The sequence below is a fragment of the Alphaproteobacteria bacterium LSUCC0396 genome, from assembly GCA_041228345.1.
GTDB lineage: Bacteria > Pseudomonadota > Alphaproteobacteria > Puniceispirillales > Puniceispirillaceae > UBA3439.
Map to the genome: position 1 here is coordinate 2,039,674 of CP166131.1, position 26,918 is coordinate 2,066,591.

Consider the following 26,918-nt stretch of genomic DNA (forward strand, 5'->3'; position numbering starts at 1 on the left):
ATGATGGGGAAACACCGTATTATTCAAATCATAGGGGATTAGCACCAGCTAACCAAGTCGGATATCACGCCTGTTGTTTCAGCTGGTATGCCGTTAACCATCGATATTCTGGGTCATAAGCGCACGGTGATGAGTTACATCATTACGCCAATTCAGAAATCATGGAAAACGGCGTCTCGTGAAAAATAGGCCCGCAACAGCAATCATGCGATAACAAAGGATGTGATGGTAAGATGATGCCTGCCCAAAATTGATATGGCAGATTCATATGGCAAATTGATATGGCGAATTATTCGACCAGAAACAGCCAGCTATATGAAATAATGACCGCAGGCACTGCCGAATAGAGGGTGGCGACCACCGCCACTTTCGGGGCAATCGCAATCGCCGGAAACAGGGCATCACCATCATTGCTGAGGGCATTACCGATTTGCGCGGATAGTGGCAGAATACCGGCAAGATACATAGTTGTCACCAGAACTTGTGGGCCGCATCCGGGCAAAAACCCAATCAGAATAGCGATCATTGGGGTGAAAAGCGTATAGCCGCTAAAGATTTGTTTGAGATCAATCGCAAAGAAATAAACCGATAAATCAAACACCAGATACGCGCCAACAACCCAAACTGTGACGAAGTTAGTATCGGCAATCGTGCGCCGCAAAATAGAGCCGCCAGCAGAAAAAGCCAGATCGCCTTTAATGCCAAATTGTGGTGCAAGCCGCATGGAAATCGCCAGAACGCCGCCCAACACGCCAAGAAGGCTTGCCGGCTTATCGAAATAGTCATTGGCAAACAGCGCGTCAGCATCAATCTGAAAGGCCAGAAGCCCGGCAAGAATAAAACCCGGAAGCATGATAAGAAGCCAGATACCATCCAGAAACGGTGTGCTGGCATCTTCGTTCGCATGGTCGATATCAGTATTCTTGCCGGTGTCTCCGCGCAAAAAATCACGACCGTGAATATAATTGACGATCCAGCCACTTATTGTTCCGACAACAAAGCCAAGCACTATAATCGCAAGGCCGGTAAGTGGTTCCTGCGCAATTAGCAGAAATGCGGCATCACCCATCGTTGCGGTCAATACGGCGACAACGCTGCCGAAACTCAACCGCCCCGACACATATTGGGTCACAACGATAATCGCACCGCCGCAACCAGGCATCGCGCCCAGCGCCGCCGCCACCGGAACTTGCCAAATGTTTGCTTTGCGAAGCGCTGCCGTTGCATCAATGTTGAGCAGCCGCTCAATACCGTAGAAAAGGAAAAATGTCGCCGCAACGAATGTGCTGACCTGAAGGTAGGAATCGGCAATTGCCTTGAACAGAATATCGGCAAGTTTCGACTCGGCATTGGTCATCAGATAACCAGCAAGCAAAACCGGCACCATGATAAACAGGCTATGTTTAACAGTCGCGCGGCCGTGGGGGCCGCCCGTCGTTGTTCCCGGGTTCGTCATTGGTGAAATATTCTGCTCCATTGCATAAACTTAGCACCTTCTAACTTTGCTCACAACGGCTAATATTGCAGTAAATGATTGCTTGCCCGTCAGATGGGTTTGGTGCCACGCTGGGGACTGGTACTGTATGCCATGCCAGCCATGCGGTAAGCTGTTATAAAGAAATCTGGCGTTATAAATTTGTCTCTCTATCCGCCGGCACTTCAGCAGCGCGCCCAAAGATGTGGCCAGTTAGATGTGGTCAATACAGGCCAAGCCAAGATTAAGGGGTCAGCATGACACAACAGCATAATCATCAATTGTCATTTACCTCGCCGGTTCTGTTGTTTGGTGCGGCGCCGGTTATGCCGTCAACACTGGATTGTGCCAAACAGATGGCCGGTTGGCCGGTTCTGGCGGCGGATGGGGGGCTAGAAAACGCCCGTAAATACGGGTTGCTGCCGCAAGCGGTCATTGGTGACATGGATTCGGCACATGATCTGGATCAACTGCCGGCCGCGGTTCAACGGATTACGCTATCCGGACAGGATGACACTGATTTTGAAAAGTCACTTCGCATCATTTCGGCGCCATTGATTGTTGGCATTGGCTTTTTGGACGGCCGGTTTGATCATGCGCTGGCGGCACTTGATACGCTGGCGCGGCTGCCGGATGACCAGCCGATATTGCTGGTTGGTAATCATGATGTGTTGTTGCGGCTGCGGGGTGATTTTAGCGCAGCTTTGCCGATTGCCAGCCGGTTGTCAGTCTGGCCGCTTGGTCGCCAGCATTTTCTGGCCTCGACTGGGCTTGAATGGCCGCTTGATGATATTCATATGGCGTTTGGCACGCGGACCGGCACCTCAAACAGAGTGATTGATCAATCGGTTTCAATTCAGCCCGCCATTGGCGATGGCTATGCAGTTATTGCCCCGTTTGAGGCGTTTGATGCGATGCTGGATGCCGCAATGCGGATTGCCTGATTTCGGATTGCCGTTATTGCTTTGTGCCATGGCTGGCCCTATAGTCTGATTTATCACGATTTACCTGCGGGAGATATTCAATGTTCAAACCACAGTCATCAGTTACGGCCACCATGCGCCAAGACGTGCTAACCGACGCTATCCTTTATGGCCCGTTCGCGTCAAAGGCGATGTCAGTACCTATGGCAAAGGCCTTTCTTATTGTGGTTGGCAGCTTGCTATTGGCAATATCGGCCCAAGTTAAAATCCCGTTTTATCCAGTGCCGGTAACTGGCCAGACGCTAGTGGTGCTGTTGATCGGCATGACCTACGGCGTTCGGCTTGGCGGTGCTACGGTTGCGGCCTATTTATTGCAAGGCGCGATGGGGCTGCCAGTTTTTGCGGGTAGTGCCGTTGGCATGGCTGCATTGTTGGGGCCAACGGGCGGTTATTTAGCCGGATTTTTGGTTGCGGCAGTTGTCATGGGCTTTCTGGCCGAGCGCGGTATGGGGCGTGGCATGATTAGCACGATTGCTGCAATGCTGATCGGTAATGTGATCATTTACGCGATGGGTGTTTCTTGGTTGACGAGCTTTATCGGTGTTGAAAAAGCGCTGGCCGCTGGTGTCTTGCCATTCCTTTATGGTGATGCGTTAAAGCTGGCTGTGGCGGCTTGCATGATGCCGGCTGCGTGGCGGTTTGTGAAAGGTGCCCAGAAATAGGTTGGAAAAAGCGCCGCTAACGCGGCCAAGGACATAAAAAAAAGCCCCAGTATTTGCCGGGGCTTTTTTTCTGTCTTTTTTTCTGGGCTTTTTTAGATAGCCCCTGTCTATGACAGGCTGGTCAGAAACTGATTGTCATTTGCTGGGCTCTCAACAGGCAGCGGTGCATGGCCTAACGTCTCAAACTCATCCAGCACGTCAGCAATATCCAGAACCTCTGCTTCACCGGAAGCTTCAATAATTTCGAGAAGGCGCTCTTCGGGCGACTCGCCCTCATGATGTAGGATCGTGACCGCGATCACCGCAGCGATGCTGCTAGTGGCGATATTATCGTGATTACTGGCAGGCCTTACGAAAGGAATGACGCGGCAATCTTGCCGTGAGTCATGATCGGTCATGCGCATGACAATACTCCATTGGCGAAGGAAGGTTGTTGGGATAGGTGGTTGCTAGGATGGACAAGAGGTGAGCATTGGGATGGGCGTTGCTCACGCCATAAATCAACAAATTGATCTAATCTTGCCTTTTCCATACGAAATATAGTGTGTCTTGATTTTCACTATGGGGAAAGTGAAAAATGCGAAAAACGCAAAAAACCCGAAATTTTTGAATGCTGGCGATGATTTTTAGCTGGCGATTTGCAAGAATCCGAGCGCTATTTCGTGCCTTTGGGAAAGGGCTGCCAACAAAGGGGCTGCAGGGGGCGGTGGTTGGCCAGACCCCGTGCAGCCCTGATTAATCCTGTGCGTTTGAGCGATGCCGGCGTTTATTCAGCCTCATCCAAAACCTTGCGGGCAGCACGCATACATTCCAATGCCTGCGGAACACCACAATAAATTCCGATCACATGGATGATGGCGCGCAATTCTTCGCGTGTGACACCATTTTTGATGGCGCCGCGACAATGTAATTCCCACTCGGTCATCTTTCCAAGTGCGCCAATCATGCTCAAATTCATCATTGAACGTGTCTTGACGTCAATCGCCTCATCGCCCCAGCCAAAACCCCAGCACCAAGCGGTCATTGCCTCTTGGAAGGGGCGTGAGAAGTCATCCGCGCCATCCAATGACTTTTGAACATAGTCATCACCTAGGGTTGCTTTGCGCTTTTTCAGGCCAGTTTCAAATAGATCTTTATCCATGGGCTTTCCATTCTGTTCTCAAAGGTTAACGGCGTCAGATCGCCGCGTTTTGTTATTTGGATCGTGTTTTGTCGGACCGGACAACCGGGTAAGATTGCGGACAGGGGGGTAAGACTGCGGACAGCGAGCCAGCCAGTCAATAGGATTTATCCGGCAGGGTTTATCCGGCAGCTATACCACCGCGCAGGATCAGCCGACCCGATAAAGAATTATGCCTCGCTTTTTAAATTCAAAACACCTTAATTAGTAAATTTGAGTTAACCTGAGCGAAGGGTATGATTGGCGTCGGGTCAGGCGCAGGCTTTATCAAAACCTCGGAGAATATGCCGGATCTAATACCGGATGTGATAAAGGTAACGATGAAAAGATGATCGAAGTAATTCCAGCACCACAATCCAAACAAGGTTACAGCAGGTCTGATACGGGAACATCTGCCGGAAAGGTAGAATTACTGGTCGCGGCGACGGACTTCTTTGCTAATCGTCTATTGACACGCAAACAACAGAGACAGCTGACGTTTCTGATCGAATTTACTGCGCACCCCGTGCGGGGGCCAATCAATCTTGAGACGATGGCTGGCAAATCTGGGCTGTTCGGGTTTCGCCCACCACGCCTGTTTGAGATGACTGTTTCATCGGCTGCGGGGATGCGCGCGGCGCTGGAGGCAGTCGCTGTTGAGATGGTCTATATTGCGCAGATTTTGAGTCGGCGTTTGGAAATCTTTGCCAAAAAGCGGAAAATTGAGGGTCAGCGCGAAATAGCGTTAAAGTCGCGCTGGCTTGGCAAACGGGCAGTATTTATTGATACCGTGCCAAAGTCTGAACGGGCATGGGTGGCCGAGGCTGAAATGACCGCACAACAGCTGGTTGGCGAGTTTCTGGCCTGGTCTTCGGGCCGCGTTCAAACGGTTCCGCGTCAACGTCCTAAGGGAAATAAAATCGGCCTATATCGGGTGCGCCCGACCAGAATTGTGATGCCAGCTTCGAGTCAGGTCTTGGTTGATCAGCAAGGCTGGGGCGATCAAATCGATGATGCTGCTTGGTCGCCAGCTATGGATGACGCACCGGCATTGCACGCCACCCGCCTTGATCCGGTAACACCCAACGGGTCTGATCCTGTGTTACAGCCTGCCGATTTTCTGGTGGCGCATGATCCGGCGCATGATCCGGCATTGGTGAACAATGACGACAGGGTTAAACAAAGCCGGCAATTGCTGCCCGCACAGCCATCCGCTGCGGCCATTATGCCGGTTGATCAGCCGCCAACGCCGGAATTTGTTATTCTTGTCGATTTGCCGGCACTGGGTTCGGCGCGGCGGCTGAATAGTGCTGCCTTTCACGGCAAGCTAAATGATCTTCTGGAGCGCGGCCTGATCGCAAGAGAGTCCGCAACCGCCGCGATGCGCCTTGCTGCTGATCGTTATCGTCACAAGCCCTAGTTTGGTAAAGCGTCACTGGTGTGAAACACACCGCAAGCGCGGCTGAACTATCTGGCGTTGAATTATCGGCCCTTGAATTATCTGGTGTTGAATCATCTGGTGTTGAATCATCTGGTGTTGAATCATCTGGCATTGAATTATTTGATGACCTTTGCGCCGCAAATGGATATGGTTGGCCGCACTATATTATGGCCCGCTCGCTGATATGCGCTGGCCACTGTCAAGGGTTGTTGGGAAAACAGGTCTAAACCATGAATATCTATAAAAGCGTCAAGGATGAAGTTCTGGTGCCAATCCATCCTGCTGGCTGGCCATTTATTTTCTTATTCATTCTTGTATCAGCGGTCGCAACTTATTTCTGGGCATGGTTTGTCTTGCCCGGCAGCTTCTTAAGCCTGTGGTGCATCTATTTTTTCCGCAATCCAAAACGCACAACGCCGGTTAGCGACCATCTGGTGATCTCGCCCGCGGATGGGCGTGTTTTGTCGACCGGAATTATGCCCGTGCCAGATGATCTTGATCTGCCAAAAGGTGAGTGGCGGCGTATATCGATTTTTATGAATGTTTTTGATGTTCATGTGAATCGGGCACCGGTCGCGGGCAAGGTTATTGCCACGTCCTATCATAAAGGCGCGTTTTTGAACGCAAGTCTGGATAAGGCGTCCGAGCAGAATGAACGGCAGAATATGGTGTTAGAAATGGCCTCGGGTCAGGCGGTCGGGGTTGTGCAGATTGCCGGTCTGGTGGCGCGCCGTATTTTGCTGGAGGCTGCTGTTGGTGACCATCTAAATATTGGCCAGCAATATGGCATTATTCGCTTTGGAAGCCGGGTTGATGTTTGGCTTCCGGCATCAACTCCGGTGGCGGTTCTGGCGGGACAAACCGCGGTCGCTGGCGAGACAATTCTTGCCGATCTTTCTGGGGCGATGACTGAAATCACCGACGGGATTTGCCGATAATGAGCGAACGTCCGCAAAAGAAACGGCGGTTCCGGTCAGTTTCGATTTACTGGCTTTTGCCAAATATATTGACTGTCGCCGGTTTTGTATCCGGGTTGACAGCTTTGCGGTTTGCTATGGATGGACGTTGGGCCGGTGTTATCGTGCTAATCAGCGTGGCGGCGGTGTTTGATGCGCTAGACGGCCGTACGGCACGCCGGTTTCAAACATCCAGTGCCTTTGGTGCGGCGCTTGATAGCCTGTCTGATCTGGTCGTGTTTGGCGTGGTTCCGGCTTTGTGTCTTTATATATGGGCGTTACAGGGTGCGGGCACGATCGCCTGGTGGGCAACCTTGTTTTATGCAGTCTCGATCGCGTTACGTCTGGCGAGGTTTGACTCGGAACTGCCTGACCCGCCTGAATATGCGAAAGCCTATTTCACCGGTATTCCAGCACCAGCGTCAGGCTTTCTGGTATTGCTGCCGATTGTGATTGATTTGCAATTTGATCTGGAAATTGCGCGTGATGCAAAATGGGTTTCAGCGTGGCTTGTGCTCATTGGCGCAGGGGCGGTCAGTGCGCTGCCAACCTTTGCCGGCAAACGACTGAAATTGCCGGTTGCTTCTGTATTGCCAGTGCTGGCGGCAATTGGTTTGCTTGGTGCTGCGGTGGTGACCGAACCGTGGCTGACCTATATGGCGGTAGTGATCATTTACGCCCTGAGCCTGCCATTATCGACATTGCGCTTCATGCGGGAACGCCGCCATTTTGAAGGTAGCGATAGCTAGCAATTCTGTTCATTATCTTGTTGGGCGGCGATACGTTCACGATGAAATAGATAAATCCCGCACGCAACAATGATAATCACCCCAAGAATTGTGCTTTTGGCAGGAAGATCGCCAAAGACCAGATAGCCCAGAATTACCGATGAAATAATTTCCATATATTGAAACGGTGCGAGCACACTCGCCGGTGCATTATTTGCCGCCCAGACGATGAAAATATGCCCGATCGTGGCGATCAATCCCATATAAATGATCCATTCAAACTGCTGGGCATCCGGCATAATAAAACCGGTGCCAGAAATGGTGAACATCTGTCCGATAATCATCGTCATGCCAAGCACGAAGGCGGCTGTAACCCCGACGATAAACTGCATCTGATAGGGGTGCGCCCTGCCTGCAAGCTGTCGTGTTATGGTGACATAGCCAGCCATAGCAACCGCCGTCGCCAGCGGATAAAGTGCCGGTGTACCAAAAATGACAAGGCTTGGTTGCAAGATCACCATGACACCTAATAGCCCGATGATAATCGCAATGATCCTACGCTGCCGGATTTGCTCGCCAAGGAAAATTGCCGACAGGGCGGTGAGGATCAGCGGCTGGACAAAATAGATCGAGATAGCCTCAGCCATCGGTAAATGTTGAAGCGCGGCAAAGAAACAGACCGTGGCAATCGCTAACAGAATACCGCGGGCAAACTGCATCATAAGGGTACCAGTCGGGATATGCCATTGACGCGCCCAGATCACCAGCGGTGCCATCAGTAAAATCTGCATGACGAACCGCATAAAGGTGACCTCGACTGGATCAAGCCCCTGTCCCAAAAGCTTGGCAAAAACATCAAGCCCCGGAATAAACAACATCGCAGCGCAAAGTTGCAGGATGCCCGTTGTCGTGCCTTTGGTGCTGGTGCGATGGTCATTTGAAGCTGCCGGTATCATGGCCAAAACAGTTCCTGCAATACGGCCAAAGGTCAATTGAATTCGGTTATGGTGAAAGCGTTGATAACAATCGGCGCGATGAAAATCATGCGGGGGACTAGATTGCTTTCCTCATCCGGCTTATAGTCGACAAGAACTATAACCAACACTTTAAACGGGCGGTGCCATGACAAGCGGGCTGATTGAAAAATGCCTTAATAATGGTATCCGCATGACCAGCCAACGGCAGATTATTCTGGGTGTTATCGAGGAGTCTGAGGATCATCCCGATGTTGACCAGCTTTACCGGCGCGCGGTTGAGCAAGACCATACGATTTCAATTGCGACTGTTTATCGTACGGTGAAATTGCTGGAAGAGGCTGGGGTTATTGACCGGTTAGAATTTGGTGATGGCCGCGCACGCTATGAAGAGTCCGGCGAGCATCATGAACATCTTGTTGATGTTGAAACCGGTGAAGTGATTGAGTTTTACCATGCCGAATTAGAGGCCTTGAAAGAGCAGATTGCGCGCGAAATGGGGTATGAGCTGGTTGATCACCGGCTTGAGCTATTTGGCCGCAAGCTGAAATCCTAAATTACATAGAAATTGACAGAGATAAGCCACATTCGACGCGCCTTGTGAGCGGTAAGGTGGCCATGTTTGCTGGGTGGAACAGGGGCATTTGGCGGTTAAGACCGTGCTGATTGTGCTTTTGCCAGAAACTATTTATAGACATTAGAAGTACCGATTTTCATGTGTCTAGTTGGCTTCTGGCACGCCGGCTGACCGCTATTCTGGATATCATCTCAATGCAGGCGACAAGCAATACCGGCAATGTAATCAGGCTTGCGGCGGCGCAGGCGCTGTCGATGACGACAATGAACGTCAATATCATCAACACCGCGCTTGTTGGCAGCCTCTTATCGCCGGTTCCATGGTTGGCGACCCTTGGGCTGTCACTGCAATTTGTGACATCAATGTTAACAACCTTGCCAGCGTCATTGCTGATGGTGCGTTTTGGTCGGCGTCCGGTCTTTATGGGCGGCGTGATGATTGCCGCGATATCTGCTTTTACCCAAGGGATCGCTATTCTCATCTCAAACTTCTATTTGTTTTGCGCGGCGTCAATGGCGCTTGGCATTGCGCATGGCTGTGCCGGTTTTTATCGCTATGCCGCGGCTGACAGCGCCGAAGAATCGCAAAAGCCAAAGGCCATTTCCTATGTGCTGACGGGCGGGTTGCTCGCTGCTTTTATGGGGCCGGAAATCGCTCGAAATACGGTCGATTTTGTGCCCGGCCATCTCTATGCAGGATGTTTTTTCAGCGTTGCCGCAGTCCAGCTTGTCTCGCTAGGGTTTTTATCCGGCGTCAAAATTCCAAAGCCAACGCTGACCGGGTCGGGTGGACGCCCGATTGGCACTTTTTTCACGATGCCTGTTTTTGTGGTGGGGGCGATCAGCGCTGCCATCGGCTATGCGATGATGAGCTATATGATGACAGCAACGCCGCTTCAGGTGGTGAATGTCGCCAAGCTAGGCACATCAGCAAATGCGACAATTATCCAGTGGCACGTTGTTGCCATGTTTGCGCCCGCTTTTTTCACGGGTAACCTTATCAGCCGGTTTGGTGCGCCGGTGATTTTAACCGCAGGTGTTCTGACGTATCTTGCGGCAATTGCCAGTGCGGTCCTTGGTATCGGCTTTTGGTGGTATTTCGTCTCGCTGGCGCTGATGGGGCTGGGCTGGAATTTTCTTTACATCGGCGGCAGCTCGTTGGTCGCAAGTGTGGCCAACCCCGAAGAACGCGGGCGGGTTCAGGGCATTGCTGATCTGATCACAACAACCTCAGTTGCAACCGCGTCGCTGGTTGCCGGTGCGCTACACAGCCAGTTCGGCTGGGAAGTCATGGTGTTATCAGCATTGGGACCGGTGCTAATCATCACCCTATCACTGTCCTGGCTGATTTTATCACGCCGCAGCATGCGGGTTTAATGGCGCGATTATTCTTCTGTAAAAACACTTATATTGCATTGCAGCATAAGAAATTGGCTGATTTAATTAAACACGAAATGGAAACAATAAATTTTCAAATTAGATTTTATAAAGAAATGAGCCAAAAAAAAGGTCGTAAGCAAGCTTACGACCGAGTCTAGGGAGGAAACACACAAACACACGTTTGGTGCAATGCAGTATATGAGATTATTATCATTTTAAGTCAACCCCACTGACTAATTTAAATGATAGAAAAAAAGATGCAGGTCGCGGCTAGGCGTGATTTAGCCTGAAAAATCAGGTTTTTTTTGGATTTTTTTGCGGCTGAATAACTGGAATTGGCGGCATTTTGGCAAAAATTCGTGCTGGATCGTCATCAATGAGCCGCATCGACTGGAGGCTATGAGCAGAATCGCGCTTGGCGAGGCGATTGCCGGTCTGGTCAAGAATCAGGGCGTGATGGCAGTAATCGGGTGTTCGCAGCCCCAAAAGCGCCTGTAACAGCCGGTGAAGATGTGTTGAAGGCGCCAGATCATTACCGCGGGTCACAAGCGTAATACCGTCAAGCATATCATCGACCACAACTGACAGATGATATGAGACGGCAATATCGGCACGGGCGATAACCACATCACCAAATTGTGCCGGATTGGCAGTTTGGTATCCGGCAAGATAGTCAAACCAGCCAAGTTTATCGCCTTGTGCCCGCGCGGACGCCATTTCAAGAGCGGCACCCATCCGCAACCGCCAAGCCGCACCAGTGCCGGCAGCACGGCGGCGATCTATTTCAGCCGCACTTAACAGCCGGTCGGTATTGCTGACGATGTCGTCGCTCGCTGTCATTGGCGGGTCAATATTTGGCGGGTCAATATTTGGTGGCGCGGATGGCGATGTATGCGGCGCGCTGAGCAGCGCGTTTAATTCCCGGCGACTAAGATAGCATGGGTAAACAAGCCCCATATCCTGAAGTGTTTTAAGTGCGGCTTGATAGGCGGGCATCCGCTGCGATTGGCGGGGGGCATTGCAGCCGGCTGTATCGGTCGTTGCCGCGCTATGCCATGCCAGCCCAAGCCAGTCTAAATCGTTGAAAATCTCTGCGGCGAAATGATCGCGGCAACGTGTGTGATCAATATCATCAATCCGCAGGATCATTTTTCCGCCCGATTGTGCCGCCAAATCATGCGCCACCTTTGCCGCATAGGCATGGCCGAGATGCAAAAGCCCAGTAGGGCTTGGTGCAAACCGGGTGATAAACGGACGATTCATTGCGGTAACCTCGCTGTTCCACTTGCCCCAGACCTATCGCTTTGCAACAATTTCGTCAATCAGGATGCGGCGTGGCTGAGATGTCGCGCGGGTTACGCGTACCGCCCAACAGGAGAGATAAAATGGAAATTCGTAGTTATGGTGATTTGTCTGGGCCTTTTATCCCGCCGGCCAGAGGGGGGCTTGCGAGCAGTCTTATCGTGCTGCTGCATGGGTGGGGAGCCGATGGCAATGATCTGGCTGACCTGGCCCATCCGATTTCAGTACGGTTTCCCGGGGCCGCGTTTTTTGTGCCGAACGGACCAGCACCATGCCGAATGAACCCAGCCGGACGCGAATGGTTTGATATTGATGATCGAGTGAAAGGGCCGGTTGCCGCCGCGCCGGTCATTGATGCCGCGATTGCCGCGGCTCTGGCAGACTTAAATTTGCCCGCCTCGGCATTTGCGTTGGCCGGATTTTCACAAGGCGGCATGATGAGCCTTCATTGCGGGTTACGCCATCCGGAACCGGCGGCGGCGATCGTCAGCTTTTCTGGTGCCCTTTTATTGCATGAGGATCTTGCCGATGGCGCGACCTATCCGCCGGTGCTGTTGGTTCATGGCACGGATGATCAAGTTGTGCCATTCTCGCTGCAGGCGGCGTCACGAGATGTGATGCAGAGCCGTTCAATCGAGGTGGAAGCGGTTGCCTGTCATCGGCTTGGTCATGGCATTGACCCTGACGGCCTGTCAGCCGCGATTGCCTTTCTGGCCAAACATCTGCCAGCCTAAAAGGGCGCATTGCGCAAAATGCTGGCATCACGTTGCGTAATCTATATTTAGGGGGTGCGTCAAAGTAGCTGTCCATATATTGATTCCATAGGGTTGTTTTTCCGTCTCTACCGTGTTCTGCTTTTTTCGTGGTTATTGTGGTTAGATTTTGACTGAGATTTGGAAGGGCCTTTCGTCTTAGAACAGGGAGACAATGATGAATGCAGGTAGTTTTGCTCCGGCTTTGGTGTTAAATGCAGATTTCCGGCCGTTAAACTATTTTCCGCTATCGCTATGGTCGTGGCAGGACGCGATCAAAGCTGTCTGTTTGGAACGGGTCACAATCATCTCGGAATATGAGCAATCAATCTCTTCACCAACGACGGTGATCAACCTGCCTTCGGTCATTGCGTTAAAGGAATATGTGCCGCAAAATCGAAACCCCGCCTTCACCCGTTTTAACGTGTTTTTGCGGGATCGTTTTTCCTGTCAATATTGTGGCAACGGCTTTTCAGCGTCGGATCTGACGTTTGATCATGTCGTGCCACGATCCAAGGGGGGGCGAACGAACTGGACAAATGTCGTGGCGGCGTGCAGCCCGTGTAACCTGCGCAAAGGCAACAAGCTGCCAGGTCAGTGTAATATGCATCCGCTGTTGCGGCCATCAGCACCTAATATGTGGCAGTTACAGGAAAATGGCCGTGCCTTCCCGCCGAATTATCTGCATGAATCGTGGCGCGATTATCTTTATTGGGATAGTGAATTGCAAAGCGACGATTAAAAGTCGCTGGTCACGGATCAAGGCCGTGATATGCCGCGATAGCGGGCTTTAGACCAGCCTCTGGCAGTTAAATTTTCTCAGTTAAATTTTTTCAGCGATTTTGATGGCGGTGCGGCATCCGGTCTGAATGACATCATGCAGCAATTTATAGTGGCGTGCTTCCCGCCCTTTGTAATCGACCGCAATATCGCGGTGTTCCAGCTCTTCATCGCGGAACCGTTCGATTTTTGCTTTCAGCGCGGCCTCGTCACTGCCAAGATTTTCGGCCTGCTTTTGGTAATGCTCGCCGATCACCTCTTCAACCGCGATCGTGCAGGCCATCGCAGCCTTTGGCCCCATTGCCGCGGTGACAACGCCAAGCGCAAAGCCGGCTGCACCCCATACTGGATCCAACAGGGACGGGCGCACCCGACGTTCGTTGATCAGGCTATCAAAGGCTTCAAGATGTTCGACCTCTTGTGCCATCATATGACGGATTTCATCACCCATCGGGTGTTTGCCTAGCACCACAAGCTGTCCGCGATAGATTTGCTGGGCGGCACGTTCGCCAGCATGATCAACACGAATATAACGCTCAAGGTCACGCCGGTTGGTGGTGTCTTTTGACGGGGTCATGGAAAATCCTTTGACGGTCACTGGCAAAACAAGGTTTAGATACGCCTTAACGAGATAAGAGCCGCGGCAATAATGTCAAGGCTGATAAGCGCATTCCACCCTGCCATCGACAGGCCAAACAGCGACCATGCAACATCATCACAGCGAACCAGCGGCGTGTCGAGCAGCTGCTGCGTCATCGCGGTAATATCACCATCTAGGGCGAGGTTTGATGTGCAACCACTTGGCCCAGCCCAAAACCCCCATTCAATACCGGCATGATAACTGCCCAAGGCTGCACTGATCAGACCCGCGATTAGAATGAGCCCAAGCATCAGCCGCGGCATAATGCCGCGAAGCCCAATAATGGCAAGGATCATAACAGCCAGATGCGGCCAGCGTTGCCAGATGCAAAGGCTGCAAGGTGCCAGTCCGCCGACATATTGAAATAAAATTGCGCCGCCAAGCAAACTCGTCGAAATGCCACCAGCAATATAGAGACCAAGGCGCTGGCTTATCGGCGGAATGATATAATCGCTCATCGTGTCATCCCTATCGCGATCGCAAACAAACAGACTAATGCCGTTATCAGCAGGATGACTATTTTAGGGTTTCCGTTATGTCTGGCAATAGCCGCGACAATGGCAAAGCGCAGGCCGCGACCAAAGATCGAGGTCAGAATAAACGGCAACAAGCCAAAGCCGCCAAGGCCCGCGCTGACAGCGATAACCTTATAGGGAAGTGGTGAAAAAGCCCCCAGAAATACAAGGAAAATACCAAATTCGGCAAAACCCGTCTCGACAGCCATAAAGGCAGCTGGTGCCGCCAGTTTGGCTGGTAATAGCGCCAGCCAATCATGAATATGAGCGCTGAAATATGCGCCAATTGCCCAGCCGCCAATCCCGCCAATTACCGATGCCGCCGTGCAGCCAATTGTTAGCTGTCGCCAGCGAGCGGGACGCGCCAGCACCGTCGCAACCAACAGCGGGTCGACAGGTACGGGGATGATGATCGATTCCAGCGCGGCAAATAGGTACATCGCGCGAACGGCCAATGTTGTCGCTGCGGCGCGGATGATAAAATCATATTGCTGTTTTAATAATCGCCAAAGCGGCATCTGTCACCGTTGATCAGGCTTCGGTTTTTGCGCACCAACGTCGCAAACAAGTCGTTGTTGGTACGGCTGAAGGGACTTGAACCCCCACTCTGTCACCAGAAGCGGATTTTGAATCCGCCGCGTCTACCATTCCGCCACAGCCGCGTTTACCAACAAGAAAACAGTTCCTACCCAAATTATGCGGATGACGCAAGCCTCTCGGACACTGCTTTCGCCAGTTTCTCCATCGCCCGGTCACGGATACCGCAATCATGCATACCGGCAAGCGTGTCAAACAGGTAATCACGGCAATGGCCATTGAAGCCAGCGGCCGTTGCGACTGTTGCTACCGTATCTTCAAACGGCATTGGCGGGGCATAGGCTGGTCGTTGCGGATTGGCCACAAAAGCGAGGCCGCGCTTAATCCCCTCGGCCGTATGAAGCCTGAGCCAGCGCGCATTATAGGCAAGCGTTAGCATCTCGCGCCGCCATAATAGATCAAGCTCGGCAATGGCCGTTTCCGGGTTAAGCCTAAAGCCAACACCAACACATGATCCGCCGCGATCGAGCGAGAGCACCAGTCCCGGACATTCTGGCGAACCGCGGCCAATTTTTGTCCAGAGACAGAACCGGCGGTGATAACCATGCGTGCGGGCAAGCAGACGCTGTTCATGGGCAATAATCGGGTTAAAAATCAGGCTACCGTAGCCAAATACCCATAAATCGCGGCAATCGGCATCGTCAGGTACCATTGCGCGCCGCGATTCGAGTAACTGGTTTTCGGTGGCAACACTTGCATCAGCCCCGTATTGTTCGCGCGCCATCTTTGCAACGCGCCAATCTTGCAGTGCCTCGCGGGTGATTTTGGTGGTCTTAAGCTCGCTGCTCATGCCCCGCCATTAACCCCATCCGCGCCCTCATCATCGGCATAACGAATGACGCGCTGTGGATATGGGATTGAAACATTATGCGCCGCCATGGCGTCTTTTAACTGGCGATGCAGATCATGGCCCAGATCAAAGAAATCTGGATAGTTCGCATAGACGCGCAGCCGTACGATAATCGCCGAGTCAGCATAGCTTACCACCAGAAAGCGCGGGGCTGGATCGGGCAGGATGCGTGGGTCTTGCGCTAGGCTCATCAGCGCTGCTTCGGCGTCGTCCAGATTGCTTTCATAGGCGATGCCAATATCAAGATCTAAACGCCGCTGCTCGTAACGTGAGTGGTTGATAATATTTGCCGACCAAATCGCCGAATTCGGAACGCTGATATAAACCCGGTCGAAGGTGTCAATGATTGTCGTAAAGAGGCCAATCTCACGAACCGTACCAGACATGCCGGCCGCCTCAATCCAGTCACCAATTTTGAACGGGCGCAGGAACACCAGCATCAAACCGGCGGCAACGTTCGATAATGTCCCTTGCAAGGCAAGGCCAATGGCAAGGCCGGCGGCACCCAGAACTGCAATGATAGATGTTGTCTCAACGCCGAATTTGCCAAGCGCAACGACCAATGTCAGCGTCATGCCGGCATAGCGGATAAGCGCGCCGATCATCGGCACGATGGTAATGTCGATCCGGTCTATCTTTGAGATCGAATCAACAACGAGGCGGCTGGCTTTTCCTGCCAGCCAAAAGCCCGCTATGATTGTGATGATACCGGCCAGAATCTGTGTGGCAAAGCCCAATAAAAGGTCGGCGCTGGTTTGACCAAACATATCCAATGAGAACAGGCTGTCGGTTAGGGTTTCCATATTGTATCTATCATTTTCAATCATGGTTGATGTCAAAAGGCACATGACCGGCGCGCGATTATGATGGCCCGTGCCACCCCAAGGGCAGCCTCATGCGATTGGGCACAAGCGTATCAAATACGCCGGGTTATGTAAAAACATTCTATTGCACCTATCCCGATGACCAAAAAAGCGGTGCTGCTTTGCGCTGCTTACTTATGGTCAATGCCACATACCCGGTTTTACGATCACCGCCACCTGCCTCTTTTCGCGATCAACGATTGATATTAAGGGGCGTTCGGCGATATAGTGCCGCGCTATGAAAAACCAACAGACAGACATGGTCGAAATGATTGATTGGGCCGTCGGCGATACGCCGTTGGCAGGCAGTGAATTTGCGGGGCCCGGTTTGGCGGCGGCGATCGGTAATTTTGACGGTGTGCACCGCGGCCATCAAAAGGTTGTTGCGGCTGCCTGCGCTGCGGCTAGGCGTGATGGTCTGTTGCCTTCAGTGATTAGTTTTGACCCGCACCCGCGTGAGTTTTTTCGCCAAGATGAGGCGCCGTTTCACCTTGCTGATCGGCGCGAAAAAGACCGGCTGCTTGCTAGTCTTCTTGGCCAGATGGGGCCAGCACGGGTGATCCATATCAGGTTTGACAAAGCGCTGCGCAGCACAGATGCCAGCCAGTTTGTTACGGAGATTCTTGCCGGGCTTGGGGTGCGCCAGCTTTATGCCGGCACCGATTTTGCTTTTGGCAAAGGGCGCGGCGGCGATATTCAGACGATCAATCAGGTCGGTAACGATGTTGGTATTAGTGCCACCGCAGTGCCGTTGCTTGTCGATACGAACAGCGCGGTCATCTCCTCAAGCCGAATTCGCGCCGCGCTACAGGCAGGTTCGCCCGATGCGGCGGCGGCGATGCTTGGCCGTGACTGGGCGGTCACCGGCAACGTTATCAGGGGTGATCAACGCGGCCGCACCATCGGTTTCCCAACAGCAAATATTGCGCTAGGGCCGCTGCAACATCCGGCCTTTGGTGTTTATGCGGTCGAGATTGATCTGGTTGAGGGCGATGGTCGTGTTCGCCAAATCGGTAATGGTGTTGCAAATATCGGCATCAGACCGACAGTGCAGAACCGCGGTGTTTTATGTGAGGCGCATCTCTTTGACCATGATATCGACCTGTATGACAGGCGTTTATTGGTCAGGTTGAAGGCGTTTTTGCGGCCGGAGCAGAAATTTTCTGGTATTGAAGAATTGTTACAACAGATTTCGCTGGATGCCGAAGCCGCGCGCCAGCTTTTGCCACCTTTTGCCCTTGGTCAGATGTGACCCTGCGCATTCATTAACGAGCCTCCTCATTCGAGACAATAGATCGAGCCAAACATGAATTACAAAGATACAGTTTTCCTGCCGCGTACAGATTTTCCGATGCGGGGCGGTTTGCCCACAAAAGAGCCGCAAATCCTGCAGAACTGGCACGATATTGATCTCTATCAAAAGCTGCGCGATGCCCGCAAAGATGCGCCGCGCTTTACGTTGCATGACGGCCCGCCTTACGCCAACGGCCAGCTTCATATCGGTCATGCTCTGAATAAGATTCTGAAGGACGTGGTTAACCGGTCGCAATCAATGCTCGGAAAAAATGCAAATTACGTTCCTGGCTGGGATTGTCATGGTCTGCCGATCGAATGGAAAATCGAAGAGCAATATCGTAAAAAAGGCAAAGATAAAGACGCCGTTCCGGTGGCCGAATTCCGTCAGGAATGTCGCGATTTTGCGGCGCATTGGCTGGATGTGCAATCCGAGGAGTTTCAACGGCTTGGCGTTTTGGGTGACTGGCAAAACCCCTACACGACGATGGCCTATGCCGCCGAAGCCAAAATCGCCGAGGAGCTGGGCCGCATCTTGATGGATGGCAGCCTTTACCGTGGTGCCAAGCCAGTGATGTGGTCGCCGGTTGAAAAGACTGCATTGGCCGAGGCGGAAATCGAATATGAAGATCATACTTCAGTTACCATTTACGCCCGCTTTCCGGTGATCAAAGCGGCGCATCCTTCGCTGGATGGCGCCAGCATCATCATCTGGACAACAACACCATGGACGATGCCCGGTAACCGCGCGGTCGCCTATGGCGATGATATCAGCTATCAGGTGACCGAGGTGCTTGGCACCGGCGAGGGCGCATTATGCGCCGTTGGTGATGTTATTGTTATTGCCGATGATTTGGCGGCTGGCGTCATGACGGCAATTGGCGCTAGCGACAGCAAGGTAAGGGCGCAGATTATGGGCCGTGATATTGCAGGCTCGATCGCGGCGCATCCGATGGCCGCACATGGTTATGATTTTGACGTGCCTCTCTTGGCTGGCAGCCATGTAACAACCGAACAGGGCACCGGCTTTGTTCATATTGCTCCCGGTCACGGGGTCGAGGATTACGAGCTTGCGCATTTGAAACATGGTATCGCGGTGCCTGATACGGTTGGTGAAGATGGTGTAATTTTGCCACATCTGCCAATCTTTGGCGGTATGCACGTGCTGCGCGACAATGCCAAGATTGCCGAAATTATGGCAGAACATAAAGGCGTGATCGGGATTGGCAAACTGGTGCATTCCTACCCACATTCATGGCGCTCAAAAGCGCCGGTGGTTTACCGCAACACAGCGCAATGGTTTGTCTCGATGGAATCGCATGGCCTTCGCGATACGGCGCTTGCCGAGCTTGCCAAGACCAAATTCTATCCTGCCGCTGGCCAAAAGCGCCTGACGTCGATGATTGCCCAGCGCCCCGACTGGTGCCTTAGCCGACAGCGGGCTTGGGGTGTGCCCTTGACCATTTTTGTGCATAAGGAAACTGGCGAGCCGTTACGCGATCCGGGGGTTCATGCCCGTATTGTCGCAGCGATGAAGGATGAAGGTGCGGATTGCTGGTTTGCATCTGAAAATGCGCGTTTTCTTGGCGATGCTTATAATGCGGATGATTATGAAAAAATCACTGACATTCTGGATGTCTGGTTTGATTCCGGATCAACACATTCGTTTGTGCTTGAAGACCGTGATGATCTGGATAGCCCAGCAGACCTGTATCTTGAAGGTTCGGATCAGCATCGCGGCTGGTTTCATTCATCCTTGCTGCAATCATGCGCAACGCGGGCACGGGCGCCGTATAAGGCCGTTTTGACACATGGATTTGTGCTGGATGAGCAGGGCCGCAAAATGTCGAAATCACTCGGCAATGTTGTGACCCCGCAAAAGGTGATGGAACAGAACGGTGCCGATATTCTGCGACTGTGGGTGGTAAGCTCAGACTATTATAATGATCTTCGGATTGGGCCGGAAATCATCAAGCGGACAACCGATAATTACCGGCGGTTCCGTAACACGTTACGGTATCTGCTTGGCGCGCTGGATGGGTTTGATACTGCCGAAAAAACCGCCTATGCCGATATGCCCGAACTGGAAAAATGGGTTCTTCACCGTTTGGCTTCGATTGATGCAGCCATTCGTGAAATGACGGAAACGCACGATTTTCATGGTATTTTTTCCGAGCTTCATCAGTTCTGTAACAGTGATCTGTCAGCGTTCTATTTCGAGATTCGTAAAGATACGCTCTATTGCGACCGGCCCGATGATGTTGCGCGTCGTGCCTGCCGGACGGTGATGGATGAAGTCTTTAACCGATTGACGGCTTGGCTTGCGCCAATTTTATGTTTCACTGCGGAAGAAGCGTGGCAATCACGCCATGCCGATATCAATAATTCGGTGCATCTTCGAAGCTATGATCTGGTGCCAGCTGATTGGCAGAATGCGGCAGTTGCCGAGAAATGGTCACAGATCCGCAAAGTGCGCCAAGTTGTGATGAGTGCCCTTGAGGCCGCCCGTAATGATGGCATGATAGGGGCCTCTTTACAGGCAACGCCGACAATATATATGCCGGCCGCGATGCTGTCTCAATTTGTCGGACAGGATGCTGCCAGCTTGTTTATTACCTCGGCTGCCAGCCTGAGTGACGCGCCAGCACCCGCCGATGCGTTCCGGCTTGAGGCGGTTGCGGATGTGGCGGTTGTTGTCGCGGTTGCTGATGGCGAGAAATGCGCCCGTTGTTGGAAAATTACGCCGGAAGTCACTGCTCAGCGCGATATTTGCACACGCTGCCATGATGCGGTTTCGGCGGGATCATGACCGGTTCATCCCCGTTACGAAAATGGCCGGGGCTAGCTGTATTTTTGCCGGTATTTTCTACCGTGCTGGTTGCCGATCAGGTCAGTAAGCAGATTATGCTGGATCTGGTGTTTAACCCGCCGCGCTATATCGAAATTGGCTTGCTGTTAAATATTGTTCCGGTTTGGAATAGTGGGATGAGTTTTGGGCTGCTTGCCGATGGCGGGATGATTGTCCGGATTGGCTTGACTATGTTGGCGTTTCTGGTCAGTGGCTGGCTTGTCTGGATGTTGCCTAATCTTGATCGGATGCAACGGTTTGCCGGTGCGGCGATTGCGGGTGGTGCAATCGGAAATGCAATTGACCGGTTGCGTTTTGGCCGGGTTGTTGATTTTATAGATTTGCATATTGGTGCGTGGCATTGGCCAGCATTTAATGTCGCAGATGCGGCGATCACAATTGGCGCGGGGCTTTGGGCCTATAGCATTTTGTTTGGACAGGAGACAAACGAGACATGACCAGACAATTTATGAAGATCAGCATGACAGTCTTGCTGGCAACCGGGATGGTGACCGGGCTGACGGCCTGTTCTGATTTCCGCCGTGCCATTGGCGATGGTAAATCGGCACCAGATGAGTTTCAGGTTGTGGTGCGGGCACCGCTGTCCCTTCCGCCCGGTTTTTCTGATAGCCCCGAAGATATCGTCAAACAGGCACAAACCACTGGTAGTGATGCTAAATCTAGCACAGCACAATTGATTGGCTCGGCAACGACGGATAACTCTAGCTTTGCCAGCCTGTTTGATTTTTCTGGCGTTCCTGAAGATATCCGCACCAAGGTTGATGAAGAGACCTATGGCATTCAGCTTGAGAGCAGGTTACCATTGCAAATCTTATTTGGTGGCATGCCGGATGTTGGGCCGGTGCTTGATAAGATGGAAGAAGATTTGCGGCTTCGTAGAGCGCGCCTTGACGGAAAAACGCCAACCGAAGACGGCAGCAAGGCCATTGACCCTGCGAGTAATCAGCCACTTACGATAAATTAGACCGCGATTATGGCCGTTATTCGCCAGCTTCCTGACCGACTGATTAACCAGATTGCGGCTGGTGAGGTTGTTGAGCGGCCAGCTAGTGCACTAAAAGAACTAGTTGAAAATGCGCTAGATGCTGGGGCCCGTCAAATCAGCATCACGTTGCGGCGTGGCGGCATTGACGAGATTACCGTGACTGATGATGGCTGTGGCATGAGCCCCGATGATATGCTGCTTGCGGTCGAGCGTCATGCGACGTCGAAACTGCCGCATGATACACTTGATCAGATCAATTCACTTGGGTTTCGCGGCGAGGCGCTGCCGTCGATTGGCGCCGTTTCACGTCTCGTGCTGACGTCGATTACGGCTGATCTGGACCATGCGTGGCGGCTGGTCGTTGATGCTGGTCGCCGCAGCGGCCCTGATCCGGCAGCTTTGGCAAAAGGCTCGATGATTTCGATCACCCAGCTATTTAAGGCAGTGCCAGCGCGGCTGAAGTTTCTAAAGACCGAGCGCACCGAGCAAGGGCAATGTGTTGATGTCATCAAACGGCTGGCGATGGCCTGGCCTGAGGTTGAGTTTCATCTGAACGCCGATGACCGGTCATTGCTGGATTTGCAAGCCTGTTTGCCGGGGCATGGGGGTTTGCAAACGCGCATTGGCGCGATCATGGGACAGGGTTTTGCCGCCGAGGCAATCGCGCTGGATACGGCCCGCGATGAGGTGCAATTGACCGGTCTTGTCGGCCTGCCGACGATGAACCGCCCAACACCTGCCAATATTTATCTGTTTGTGAACGGACGCCCGATCCATGACCGAAGCCTTTTGGGCGCCGTTCGGGCCGGTTACGGCGATACATTGCCGCGGGGCAGACATCCGATGGCGGTGCTGTTTTTAACTGTGCCTCCGGCCAGTGTTGATGTGAATGTGCATCCGGCAAAGGCCGAGGTGCGGTTTAAAGATGCAACCGCAGTCCGCAGCCTCTTGGTTGGTGGTTTGATGGCGCGGTTGCGCGATGGCAGTATTCACGCGACCAGTGCTGGCGGCACATCTGCAATGGGCAAATTTTCGACAGCGCCGAACAACCTGCCTCATGGGCCTGCCAGTCACAATCTTTCCAGCGGGCAGCAACGCCCCTATTTGACGCCGCCGTCACGACAGCAATTAGCATCTGCCCATGCCTATTACCGGCCTGATCAACCGGGCGGGGCTGAATATCCTCATAGCCAGCTATCGGGTGCAGAAACGCGTGCGGCGTTATTGGGTGATGACGCGGTGCCGTTGGCGCGGGTTGAGGCGCATCAGGACGAGACCGCAGATCAAGCCCAGCGCCGGCATTTGCTTGGGGCGGCCAAGGCGCAGCTTCATAAAACCTATATCGTTGCTGAAACCGAAGACGGATTGACGATTATCGACCAGCACGCCGCGCATGAGCGGCTGGTGATGGAACGGATGAAGGCGGCCTTGGCGGCGCGCGCCGTACCATCGCAAAATCTGCTATTGCCTGAGGTTGTCACGCTGGCCGATGATCAGGCAGCGGCGGTGGTCGAGGCGGCGGAATTGCTCGAGGATATGGGGCTGGTGGTTGAAGGTTTTGGGGCTGGTGCGGTGGTGGTGCGGGCGGTGCCGGCATTGCTTGGCACACCTGATGTCAAGGGGCTGATCGCTGACATTGCTGAAGAGCTGGTTGAATTGGGTGGCAGTACCAGCCTTGAAGATCGTATCAATCATGTTTTGGCGACGGTCTCGTGCCATGGGTCGGTTCGCGCCGGTCGCCAGCTGAATGCCAGCGAGATGAACGCGCTGTTGCGTGATATGGAAGTAACGCCGCGATCAGGGCAATGTAATCACGGGCGGCCAACATGGGTAAAGCTGTCACTGGCCGATATTGAACGGCTGTTTGGGCGCAGCTAAGCCGGGCTATTACGCGTCGTAGGTCAGAAAATGCAATAGGGCTTTGCCATAGCTGCGCTGATCAATCACGCTTAGGCCGCTGGCAAGGTCTTGGCTCTCTAGAGTTTCGGTTTTAGCGGTTTCGATAATAATAATCGCTCCACTGGCAAGCGCGCCAATCCTGGCTAACGCGGCAACCGCCGTCTGCCCGCCGCCTGTCTGATACGGCGCATCAGCAAAAACGATATTCGCTGGCGCACCGCGCCAATGTACCAGCCCCAGCGCATCAGCCGCCAGAACGGCGCTTGCTGATTGAAACCGCAATTTGTTGATATTGGCGCGCAAAACTGCAAGGGCGGCAGGCTCATTTTCAATAAAACTGGCAAAGGCAGCCCCGCGCGAAATTGCCTCCAGCCCGAGCGCGCCAGTGCCCGCAAAAGCATCAATGACCTGACTGCCTGCCAGTAAACCGCTAAACCGGCCTGACTGCAGAATGTTGAATAATGACTCGCGAACCCGATCTGCCGTTGGCCGGGTTTTAACGGTGTCCAGTTTTGCGAGGACTGCCCCGCGACGGCTTCCCGCTATGATTCGCATGTCTGCCTCTTTTTGGGCCTGATTTATGAGCTGGTTTATTAATCGAAAGCTTTGGCTTTTCACTGGCGGCAAGGGCGGCATCGCCCAGCCCAAGCTGATCTGCCAGAACCCGTGGTTTAATCTGTTCGATAGCACCATCTTCAAGGTCGCCAAGCTGGAACGGGCCATAGGAAATGCGGATCAGGCGGCTGACTTTATGCCCAAGATATTCCATGATGCGGCGAATTTCGCGGTTCTTGCCCTCACGAATGGCGACGGTAAGCCACGCATTGCTGGCCATCTGCCGATCCAGCCGCGCAACAACCTCGCCATAGCGGATCCCGTCAATGGTCACACCATCGGCAAGGGCGGCAAGCTGTTCTTCGTTGACATGGCCTTGTATGCGCACCCGATATTTCCGGCTCCAGCCGGTTGATGGCAATTCCAAATGACGGGCAAGATCGCCATCATTGGTCATCAGCAACAAGCCTTCTGAATCCAGATCAAGCCGTCCAACCGTCATCAGACGCGGTAGATTTCGCGGTAAATGGTCAAAGATCGTTTCGCGGTTCTGCTCGTCGCGGTCGCTCACAACAAGGCCGCGCGGTTTATAATAACGCCATAAACCAGCCGGCTCGCGTGCTGGTAACGGCTTGCCATCAATGGTGATTTTGTCACTGGCGCTAACATTTAGCGCCGGACTGGTAATCACCGCGCCATTAACGCTAACGCGCCCATCCAGAATTCGAGCCTCGGCCTCACGGCGCGAGCAGATGCCCGCCCGGGCGATGCGTTTGGCAATGCGCTCGGACTCGGCCATCTCGTCAAGGGTGAAACTTTGTTTTGTCATGCGCTTGGATGTAGCCGGAAATCTGGCGCTTGGCAAATGCCAATCTGCAAGCTGCGGTAAATCGGCAAGCGTTGCGGGTTTCATTGGGCCGGTTGCGCGCAGTATTTTTGCTTGGTAAAGCCGGCCATCTATGCCAACAAGGAGAGCATGAAGATGAAAGGCTATATGGATAAGGTTTTGGTCGCCGCCGCCGCCGCCGCCGCCGCGGGTGAAGTGCCGGTTGCAGCGGCAATTACCGATGCTGATGGCGGGCTTATCGCGCTTGCTGAAAACCGAATGATCCGTGACGGCAATGCACTTCATCATGCTGAAATTCTGGCAATCGAGGCAGCAATGGCAATAACCGGCCGCTCGCGGCTTGATGGTTATGATCTATGGGTTTCGCTGGAGCCATGCACGATGTGTGCGGGGGCGATTGCACATGCAAGGCTGCGGCGGGTCTATTTTGCCGCGCATGATGAAAAGGCGGGTGCCGTTGAGTCTGGCGTGCGGTTTTTCGACAGTGCATCCTGTCACCACCGGCCCGAGGTTTATGGCGGAATTGGTGCGGCTGAGGCACGCGCAATGCTGCAAGCGTTTTTTGCAGTGCGCCGCTAGATTTTGGCAATATCGCTTCGGTAAAAGCCGTTTTCCCAGTCAATCTTTGCGACCGCTTCATAGGCATGGCGGCGTGCCGATGCCGCATCATCACCAAGCGCGGTTACCGCAAGCACTCGCCCGCCAACCGCAATCAGATCACCATTATCCGCAAGCGCAGTTCCGGCATGAAAGACGTGGCAATCGGCAACCGCTTCAGCCGCATCTGTATTTCTGATCACACTGCCCTTTTCATAGCGGCCCGGATAGCCTTTATTCGCCATCACCACGGTGACAGCCGCACGCTGATCCCAGCGCATATCAAAATGATGCAGGCTGGCGGTTGTTGTTGCCAACATTGCACTGACGATGTCGGTTTTTAGCCGTGGCAGAATTACTTGTGCTTCAGGGTCGCCAAAGCGGCAGTTGAATTCGATGACTTGCGGGCCGTCATCGGTAAGCATCAACCCGACATAGAGAACCCCGCGATAGGGCGCGCCTTCGGCGGCCATGCCGCGTACGACCGGATGAACTATTTGCTGCATCACCTGATCTTCAAGCGCTTTATCCAGCCGCGGTGATGGCGAAATCGCCCCCATCCCGCCGGTATTTGGCCCTGTATCATTGTCATAGGCGCGTTTATGGTCTTGGGCAGTCGCCATTAAAATTGCCGTATCGCCGTCCAGCAGGGCAAATAGCGAGGCTTCGGGGCCGCTGATCCGCTGTTCGATGACAATCGTTTTGCCTGAATCACCAAACTGGCCATCCAGCATTGATTTTGCGGCGGCCTTAGCAGTTTCAGAATCATCGGCGACCACGACGCCCTTGCCGGCGGCAAGCCCATCTGCCTTGATCACGCAAATGCCGCCAAGCTGGTCAATATGCTGGCAGGCGGCGGCATAGTCGCTAACCGGATAATAGGCTGGTTGGGGAACGTTGTGACGCGCGCAAAAGGCGCGGGCAAATTCCTTGGAGCCTTCAAGCCGGGCAGCGGCGGCACTTGGCCCGAACACGGCAATGCCCAGCCCAGCCAGCCGATCAGCCAAACCCTCGACAAGAGGTACCTCAGGGCCGATTACAACAAGGTCGGCAGCGATTTCACTGGCAAGTGCGCATAACCCATCCAGATCATCAGCGGCGACTGGCCGCAATTCGCCGTAAGGTGCCATACCGGGGTTGCCTGGGGCAATGACAAGGCGGGTGGTTAGCGGCGAGTCTACAAGTGACCAGGCAAGCGCGTGTTCGCGCCCACCGCTGCCAATTAGTAAAATGTTCATCAG

General features: G+C 53.2%; 28 protein-coding genes and 1 tRNA gene. 15 read left to right on the top strand and 14 right to left on the bottom strand.

Going from position 1 to position 26,918, the window contains the following annotated elements; translation table 11 throughout:
* Window positions 1-289: 289 nt before the first annotated feature.
* The gene (locus AB8881_09740; GenBank protein XDZ62821.1) at window positions 290-1,477 is read right to left on the bottom strand and encodes a putative manganese transporter; all 1,188 of its coding nucleotides are present in this window, start codon (window positions 1,475-1,477) and stop codon (window positions 290-292) included.
* Between the two features lie 254 nt (window positions 1,478-1,731).
* On the opposite strand from AB8881_09740, the gene AB8881_09745 reads away from it, so the two are divergent.
* Window positions 1,732-2,418, top strand: coding sequence for a thiamine diphosphokinase (locus tag AB8881_09745; protein ID XDZ62822.1), 687 nt, complete (start codon window positions 1,732-1,734; stop codon window positions 2,416-2,418).
* A gap of 80 nt (window positions 2,419-2,498) precedes the next feature.
* Entirely contained in the window at window positions 2,499-3,119 is a 621-nt protein-coding gene (locus AB8881_09750; protein XDZ62823.1) for a biotin transporter BioY, read from the top strand.
* A gap of 107 nt (window positions 3,120-3,226) precedes the next feature.
* Here the strand turns inward: AB8881_09750 and AB8881_09755 are convergent, their stop codons facing one another.
* Both AB8881_09755 and AB8881_09760 read right to left on the bottom strand, forming a co-directional pair.
* Window positions 3,227-3,517 (bottom strand): hypothetical protein, encoded by a 291-nt coding sequence (locus tag AB8881_09755; protein ID XDZ62824.1) that lies wholly within the window; start codon window positions 3,515-3,517, stop codon window positions 3,227-3,229.
* Window positions 3,518-3,885: 368 nt separating this feature from the next.
* Window positions 3,886-4,260, bottom strand: a complete 375-nt coding sequence (locus AB8881_09760; GenBank protein XDZ62825.1) for a carboxymuconolactone decarboxylase family protein — start codon at window positions 4,258-4,260, stop codon at window positions 3,886-3,888.
* A 367-nt stretch (window positions 4,261-4,627) separates the two neighbouring features.
* On the opposite strand from AB8881_09760, the gene AB8881_09765 reads away from it, so the two are divergent.
* From AB8881_09765 to AB8881_09775, 3 genes are all read left to right on the top strand, one after another.
* A complete protein-coding gene (locus tag AB8881_09765; GenBank protein XDZ62826.1) occupies window positions 4,628-5,698 on the top strand; it encodes a hypothetical protein in 1,071 nt (356 codons plus the stop codon).
* A 251-nt stretch (window positions 5,699-5,949) separates the two neighbouring features.
* Entirely contained in the window at window positions 5,950-6,657 is a 708-nt protein-coding gene (locus AB8881_09770) for a phosphatidylserine decarboxylase (protein ID XDZ62827.1), read from the top strand.
* The gene (locus AB8881_09775; GenBank protein ID XDZ62828.1) at window positions 6,657-7,424 is read left to right on the top strand and encodes a phosphatidylcholine/phosphatidylserine synthase; all 768 of its coding nucleotides are present in this window, start codon (window positions 6,657-6,659) and stop codon (window positions 7,422-7,424) included. Before AB8881_09770 ends, AB8881_09775 begins: the two co-directional genes overlap by 1 nt.
* Here the strand turns inward: AB8881_09775 and AB8881_09780 are convergent.
* Window positions 7,421-8,359: a DMT family transporter gene (locus AB8881_09780; GenBank protein XDZ62829.1), complete on the bottom strand. Its 939-nt coding sequence runs from the start codon at window positions 8,357-8,359 to the stop codon at window positions 7,421-7,423. The genes AB8881_09775 and AB8881_09780 overlap by 4 nt on opposite strands.
* A gap of 166 nt (window positions 8,360-8,525) precedes the next feature.
* Here AB8881_09780 and AB8881_09785 point away from each other — a divergent pair, with 166 nt between their 5' ends.
* Window positions 8,526-8,933 carry a Fur family transcriptional regulator gene (locus AB8881_09785; protein XDZ62830.1) on the top strand — a complete coding sequence of 136 codons (408 nt, stop codon included), beginning with the start codon at window positions 8,526-8,528 and terminating at the stop codon, window positions 8,931-8,933.
* A gap of 161 nt (window positions 8,934-9,094) precedes the next feature.
* Complete coding sequence (locus tag AB8881_09790) at window positions 9,095-10,330, top strand: MFS transporter (protein XDZ62831.1); 1,236 nt, start codon at window positions 9,095-9,097, stop codon at window positions 10,328-10,330.
* 297 nt (window positions 10,331-10,627) lie between these two features.
* Here the strand turns inward: AB8881_09790 and gluQRS are convergent, their stop codons facing one another.
* The gene (gluQRS, locus tag AB8881_09795) at window positions 10,628-11,596 is read right to left on the bottom strand and encodes a tRNA glutamyl-Q(34) synthetase GluQRS (GenBank protein ID XDZ62832.1); all 969 of its coding nucleotides are present in this window, start codon (window positions 11,594-11,596) and stop codon (window positions 10,628-10,630) included.
* Between the two features lie 122 nt (window positions 11,597-11,718).
* Here gluQRS and AB8881_09800 point away from each other — a divergent pair, with 122 nt between their 5' ends.
* The gene (locus tag AB8881_09800) at window positions 11,719-12,369 is read left to right on the top strand and encodes an alpha/beta hydrolase (GenBank protein ID XDZ62833.1); all 651 of its coding nucleotides are present in this window, start codon (window positions 11,719-11,721) and stop codon (window positions 12,367-12,369) included.
* A 196-nt stretch (window positions 12,370-12,565) separates the two neighbouring features.
* A complete protein-coding gene (locus AB8881_09805; protein ID XDZ64547.1) occupies window positions 12,566-13,129 on the top strand; it encodes an HNH endonuclease in 564 nt (187 codons plus the stop codon).
* A gap of 81 nt (window positions 13,130-13,210) precedes the next feature.
* On the opposite strand, the gene AB8881_09810 is transcribed toward AB8881_09805, so the two are convergent.
* The 6 genes from AB8881_09810 to AB8881_09835 all read right to left on the bottom strand — a co-directional run bounded on the left by AB8881_09810 (window position 13,211) and on the right by AB8881_09835 (window position 16,572).
* Window positions 13,211-13,744, bottom strand: coding sequence for a demethoxyubiquinone hydroxylase family protein (locus AB8881_09810; protein XDZ62834.1), 534 nt, complete (start codon window positions 13,742-13,744; stop codon window positions 13,211-13,213).
* A gap of 35 nt (window positions 13,745-13,779) precedes the next feature.
* Entirely contained in the window at window positions 13,780-14,265 is a 486-nt protein-coding gene (locus AB8881_09815; GenBank protein XDZ62835.1) for a disulfide bond formation protein B, read from the bottom strand.
* Window positions 14,262-14,840: a YqaA family protein gene (locus AB8881_09820; GenBank protein ID XDZ62836.1), complete on the bottom strand. Its 579-nt coding sequence runs from the start codon at window positions 14,838-14,840 to the stop codon at window positions 14,262-14,264. Before AB8881_09820 ends, AB8881_09815 begins: the two co-directional genes overlap by 4 nt.
* 58 nt (window positions 14,841-14,898) lie before the next feature.
* Window positions 14,899-14,984, bottom strand: a tRNA-Leu gene (locus AB8881_09825).
* Window positions 14,985-15,016: 32 nt separating this feature from the next.
* Window positions 15,017-15,709: a gamma-glutamylcyclotransferase gene (locus AB8881_09830; protein XDZ62837.1), complete on the bottom strand. Its 693-nt coding sequence runs from the start codon at window positions 15,707-15,709 to the stop codon at window positions 15,017-15,019.
* Entirely contained in the window at window positions 15,706-16,572 is an 867-nt protein-coding gene (locus AB8881_09835) for a mechanosensitive ion channel family protein (GenBank protein XDZ62838.1), read from the bottom strand. Before AB8881_09835 ends, AB8881_09830 begins: the two co-directional genes overlap by 4 nt.
* Window positions 16,573-16,870: 298 nt before the next feature.
* Here AB8881_09835 and AB8881_09840 point away from each other — a divergent pair, with 298 nt between their 5' ends.
* Genes AB8881_09840 through mutL form a run of 5 tightly spaced genes read left to right on the top strand, consistent with a single transcriptional unit; the run spans window position 16,871 to window position 23,657 of the window.
* A complete protein-coding gene (locus AB8881_09840; GenBank protein XDZ62839.1) occupies window positions 16,871-17,884 on the top strand; it encodes a bifunctional riboflavin kinase/FAD synthetase in 1,014 nt (337 codons plus the stop codon).
* 54 nt (window positions 17,885-17,938) lie between these two features.
* A complete protein-coding gene (ileS, locus tag AB8881_09845; GenBank protein XDZ62840.1) occupies window positions 17,939-20,734 on the top strand; it encodes an isoleucine--tRNA ligase in 2,796 nt (931 codons plus the stop codon).
* Window positions 20,731-21,231 carry a signal peptidase II gene (gene lspA, locus AB8881_09850; protein XDZ62841.1) on the top strand — a complete coding sequence of 167 codons (501 nt, stop codon included), beginning with the start codon at window positions 20,731-20,733 and terminating at the stop codon, window positions 21,229-21,231. The genes ileS and lspA overlap by 4 nt, the downstream gene beginning before the upstream one ends.
* Entirely contained in the window at window positions 21,228-21,758 is a 531-nt protein-coding gene (locus AB8881_09855; protein XDZ62842.1) for a DUF3035 domain-containing protein, read from the top strand. The genes lspA and AB8881_09855 overlap by 4 nt, the downstream gene beginning before the upstream one ends.
* Window positions 21,759-21,767: 9 nt before the next feature.
* Complete coding sequence (gene mutL / locus AB8881_09860; protein XDZ62843.1) at window positions 21,768-23,657, top strand: DNA mismatch repair endonuclease MutL; 1,890 nt, start codon at window positions 21,768-21,770, stop codon at window positions 23,655-23,657.
* Window positions 23,658-23,666: 9 nt separating this feature from the next.
* Here the strand turns inward: mutL and rsmD are convergent, their stop codons facing one another.
* The gene (rsmD, locus tag AB8881_09865) at window positions 23,667-24,233 is read right to left on the bottom strand and encodes a 16S rRNA (guanine(966)-N(2))-methyltransferase RsmD (GenBank protein XDZ62844.1); all 567 of its coding nucleotides are present in this window, start codon (window positions 24,231-24,233) and stop codon (window positions 23,667-23,669) included.
* Complete coding sequence (locus tag AB8881_09870) at window positions 24,175-25,146, bottom strand: pseudouridine synthase (GenBank protein ID XDZ62845.1); 972 nt, start codon at window positions 25,144-25,146, stop codon at window positions 24,175-24,177. Before AB8881_09870 ends, rsmD begins: the two co-directional genes overlap by 59 nt.
* 63 nt (window positions 25,147-25,209) lie before the next feature.
* Between AB8881_09870 and AB8881_09875 the strand changes: the two genes are divergently transcribed.
* Window positions 25,210-25,659, top strand: a complete 450-nt coding sequence (locus AB8881_09875; protein ID XDZ62846.1) for a nucleoside deaminase — start codon at window positions 25,210-25,212, stop codon at window positions 25,657-25,659.
* On the opposite strand, the gene purD is transcribed toward AB8881_09875, so the two are convergent.
* Window positions 25,656-26,915: a phosphoribosylamine--glycine ligase gene (gene purD, locus AB8881_09880; protein XDZ62847.1), complete on the bottom strand. Its 1,260-nt coding sequence runs from the start codon at window positions 26,913-26,915 to the stop codon at window positions 25,656-25,658. The genes AB8881_09875 and purD overlap by 4 nt on opposite strands.
* Between the last annotated feature and the right edge of the window lie 3 nt (window positions 26,916-26,918).

Coding starts and splice junctions, on each gene's coding strand:
- AB8881_09740 (XDZ62821.1), bottom strand. CDS start 1,477: ATGGAGCAGAATATTTCACCAATGACGAACCCGGGAACAACGACGGGC.
- AB8881_09745 (XDZ62822.1), top strand. CDS start 1,732: ATGACACAACAGCATAATCATCAATTGTCATTTACCTCGCCGGTTCTG.
- AB8881_09750 (XDZ62823.1), top strand. CDS start 2,499: ATGTTCAAACCACAGTCATCAGTTACGGCCACCATGCGCCAAGACGTG.
- AB8881_09755 (XDZ62824.1), bottom strand. CDS start 3,517: ATGACCGATCATGACTCACGGCAAGATTGCCGCGTCATTCCTTTCGTA.
- AB8881_09760 (XDZ62825.1), bottom strand. CDS start 4,260: ATGGATAAAGATCTATTTGAAACTGGCCTGAAAAAGCGCAAAGCAACC.
- AB8881_09765 (XDZ62826.1), top strand. CDS start 4,628: ATGATCGAAGTAATTCCAGCACCACAATCCAAACAAGGTTACAGCAGG.
- AB8881_09770 (XDZ62827.1), top strand. CDS start 5,950: ATGAATATCTATAAAAGCGTCAAGGATGAAGTTCTGGTGCCAATCCAT.
- AB8881_09775 (XDZ62828.1), top strand. CDS start 6,657: ATGAGCGAACGTCCGCAAAAGAAACGGCGGTTCCGGTCAGTTTCGATT.
- AB8881_09780 (XDZ62829.1), bottom strand. CDS start 8,359: ATGATACCGGCAGCTTCAAATGACCATCGCACCAGCACCAAAGGCACG.
- AB8881_09785 (XDZ62830.1), top strand. CDS start 8,526: ATGACAAGCGGGCTGATTGAAAAATGCCTTAATAATGGTATCCGCATG.
- gluQRS (XDZ62832.1), bottom strand. CDS start 11,596: ATGAATCGTCCGTTTATCACCCGGTTTGCACCAAGCCCTACTGGGCTT.
- AB8881_09800 (XDZ62833.1), top strand. CDS start 11,719: ATGGAAATTCGTAGTTATGGTGATTTGTCTGGGCCTTTTATCCCGCCG.
- AB8881_09805 (XDZ64547.1), top strand. CDS start 12,566: ATGAATGCAGGTAGTTTTGCTCCGGCTTTGGTGTTAAATGCAGATTTC.
- AB8881_09810 (XDZ62834.1), bottom strand. CDS start 13,744: ATGACCCCGTCAAAAGACACCACCAACCGGCGTGACCTTGAGCGTTAT.
- AB8881_09815 (XDZ62835.1), bottom strand. CDS start 14,265: ATGAGCGATTATATCATTCCGCCGATAAGCCAGCGCCTTGGTCTCTAT.
- AB8881_09820 (XDZ62836.1), bottom strand. CDS start 14,840: ATGCCGCTTTGGCGATTATTAAAACAGCAATATGATTTTATCATCCGC.
- AB8881_09830 (XDZ62837.1), bottom strand. CDS start 15,709: ATGAGCAGCGAGCTTAAGACCACCAAAATCACCCGCGAGGCACTGCAA.
- AB8881_09835 (XDZ62838.1), bottom strand. CDS start 16,572: ATGGAAACCCTAACCGACAGCCTGTTCTCATTGGATATGTTTGGTCAA.
- AB8881_09840 (XDZ62839.1), top strand. CDS start 16,871: ATGAAAAACCAACAGACAGACATGGTCGAAATGATTGATTGGGCCGTC.
- ileS (XDZ62840.1), top strand. CDS start 17,939: ATGAATTACAAAGATACAGTTTTCCTGCCGCGTACAGATTTTCCGATG.
- lspA (XDZ62841.1), top strand. CDS start 20,731: ATGACCGGTTCATCCCCGTTACGAAAATGGCCGGGGCTAGCTGTATTT.
- AB8881_09855 (XDZ62842.1), top strand. CDS start 21,228: ATGACCAGACAATTTATGAAGATCAGCATGACAGTCTTGCTGGCAACC.
- mutL (XDZ62843.1), top strand. CDS start 21,768: ATGGCCGTTATTCGCCAGCTTCCTGACCGACTGATTAACCAGATTGCG.
- rsmD (XDZ62844.1), bottom strand. CDS start 24,233: ATGCGAATCATAGCGGGAAGCCGTCGCGGGGCAGTCCTCGCAAAACTG.
- AB8881_09870 (XDZ62845.1), bottom strand. CDS start 25,146: ATGAAACCCGCAACGCTTGCCGATTTACCGCAGCTTGCAGATTGGCAT.
- AB8881_09875 (XDZ62846.1), top strand. CDS start 25,210: ATGAAGATGAAAGGCTATATGGATAAGGTTTTGGTCGCCGCCGCCGCC.
- purD (XDZ62847.1), bottom strand. CDS start 26,915: ATGAACATTTTACTAATTGGCAGCGGTGGGCGCGAACACGCGCTTGCC.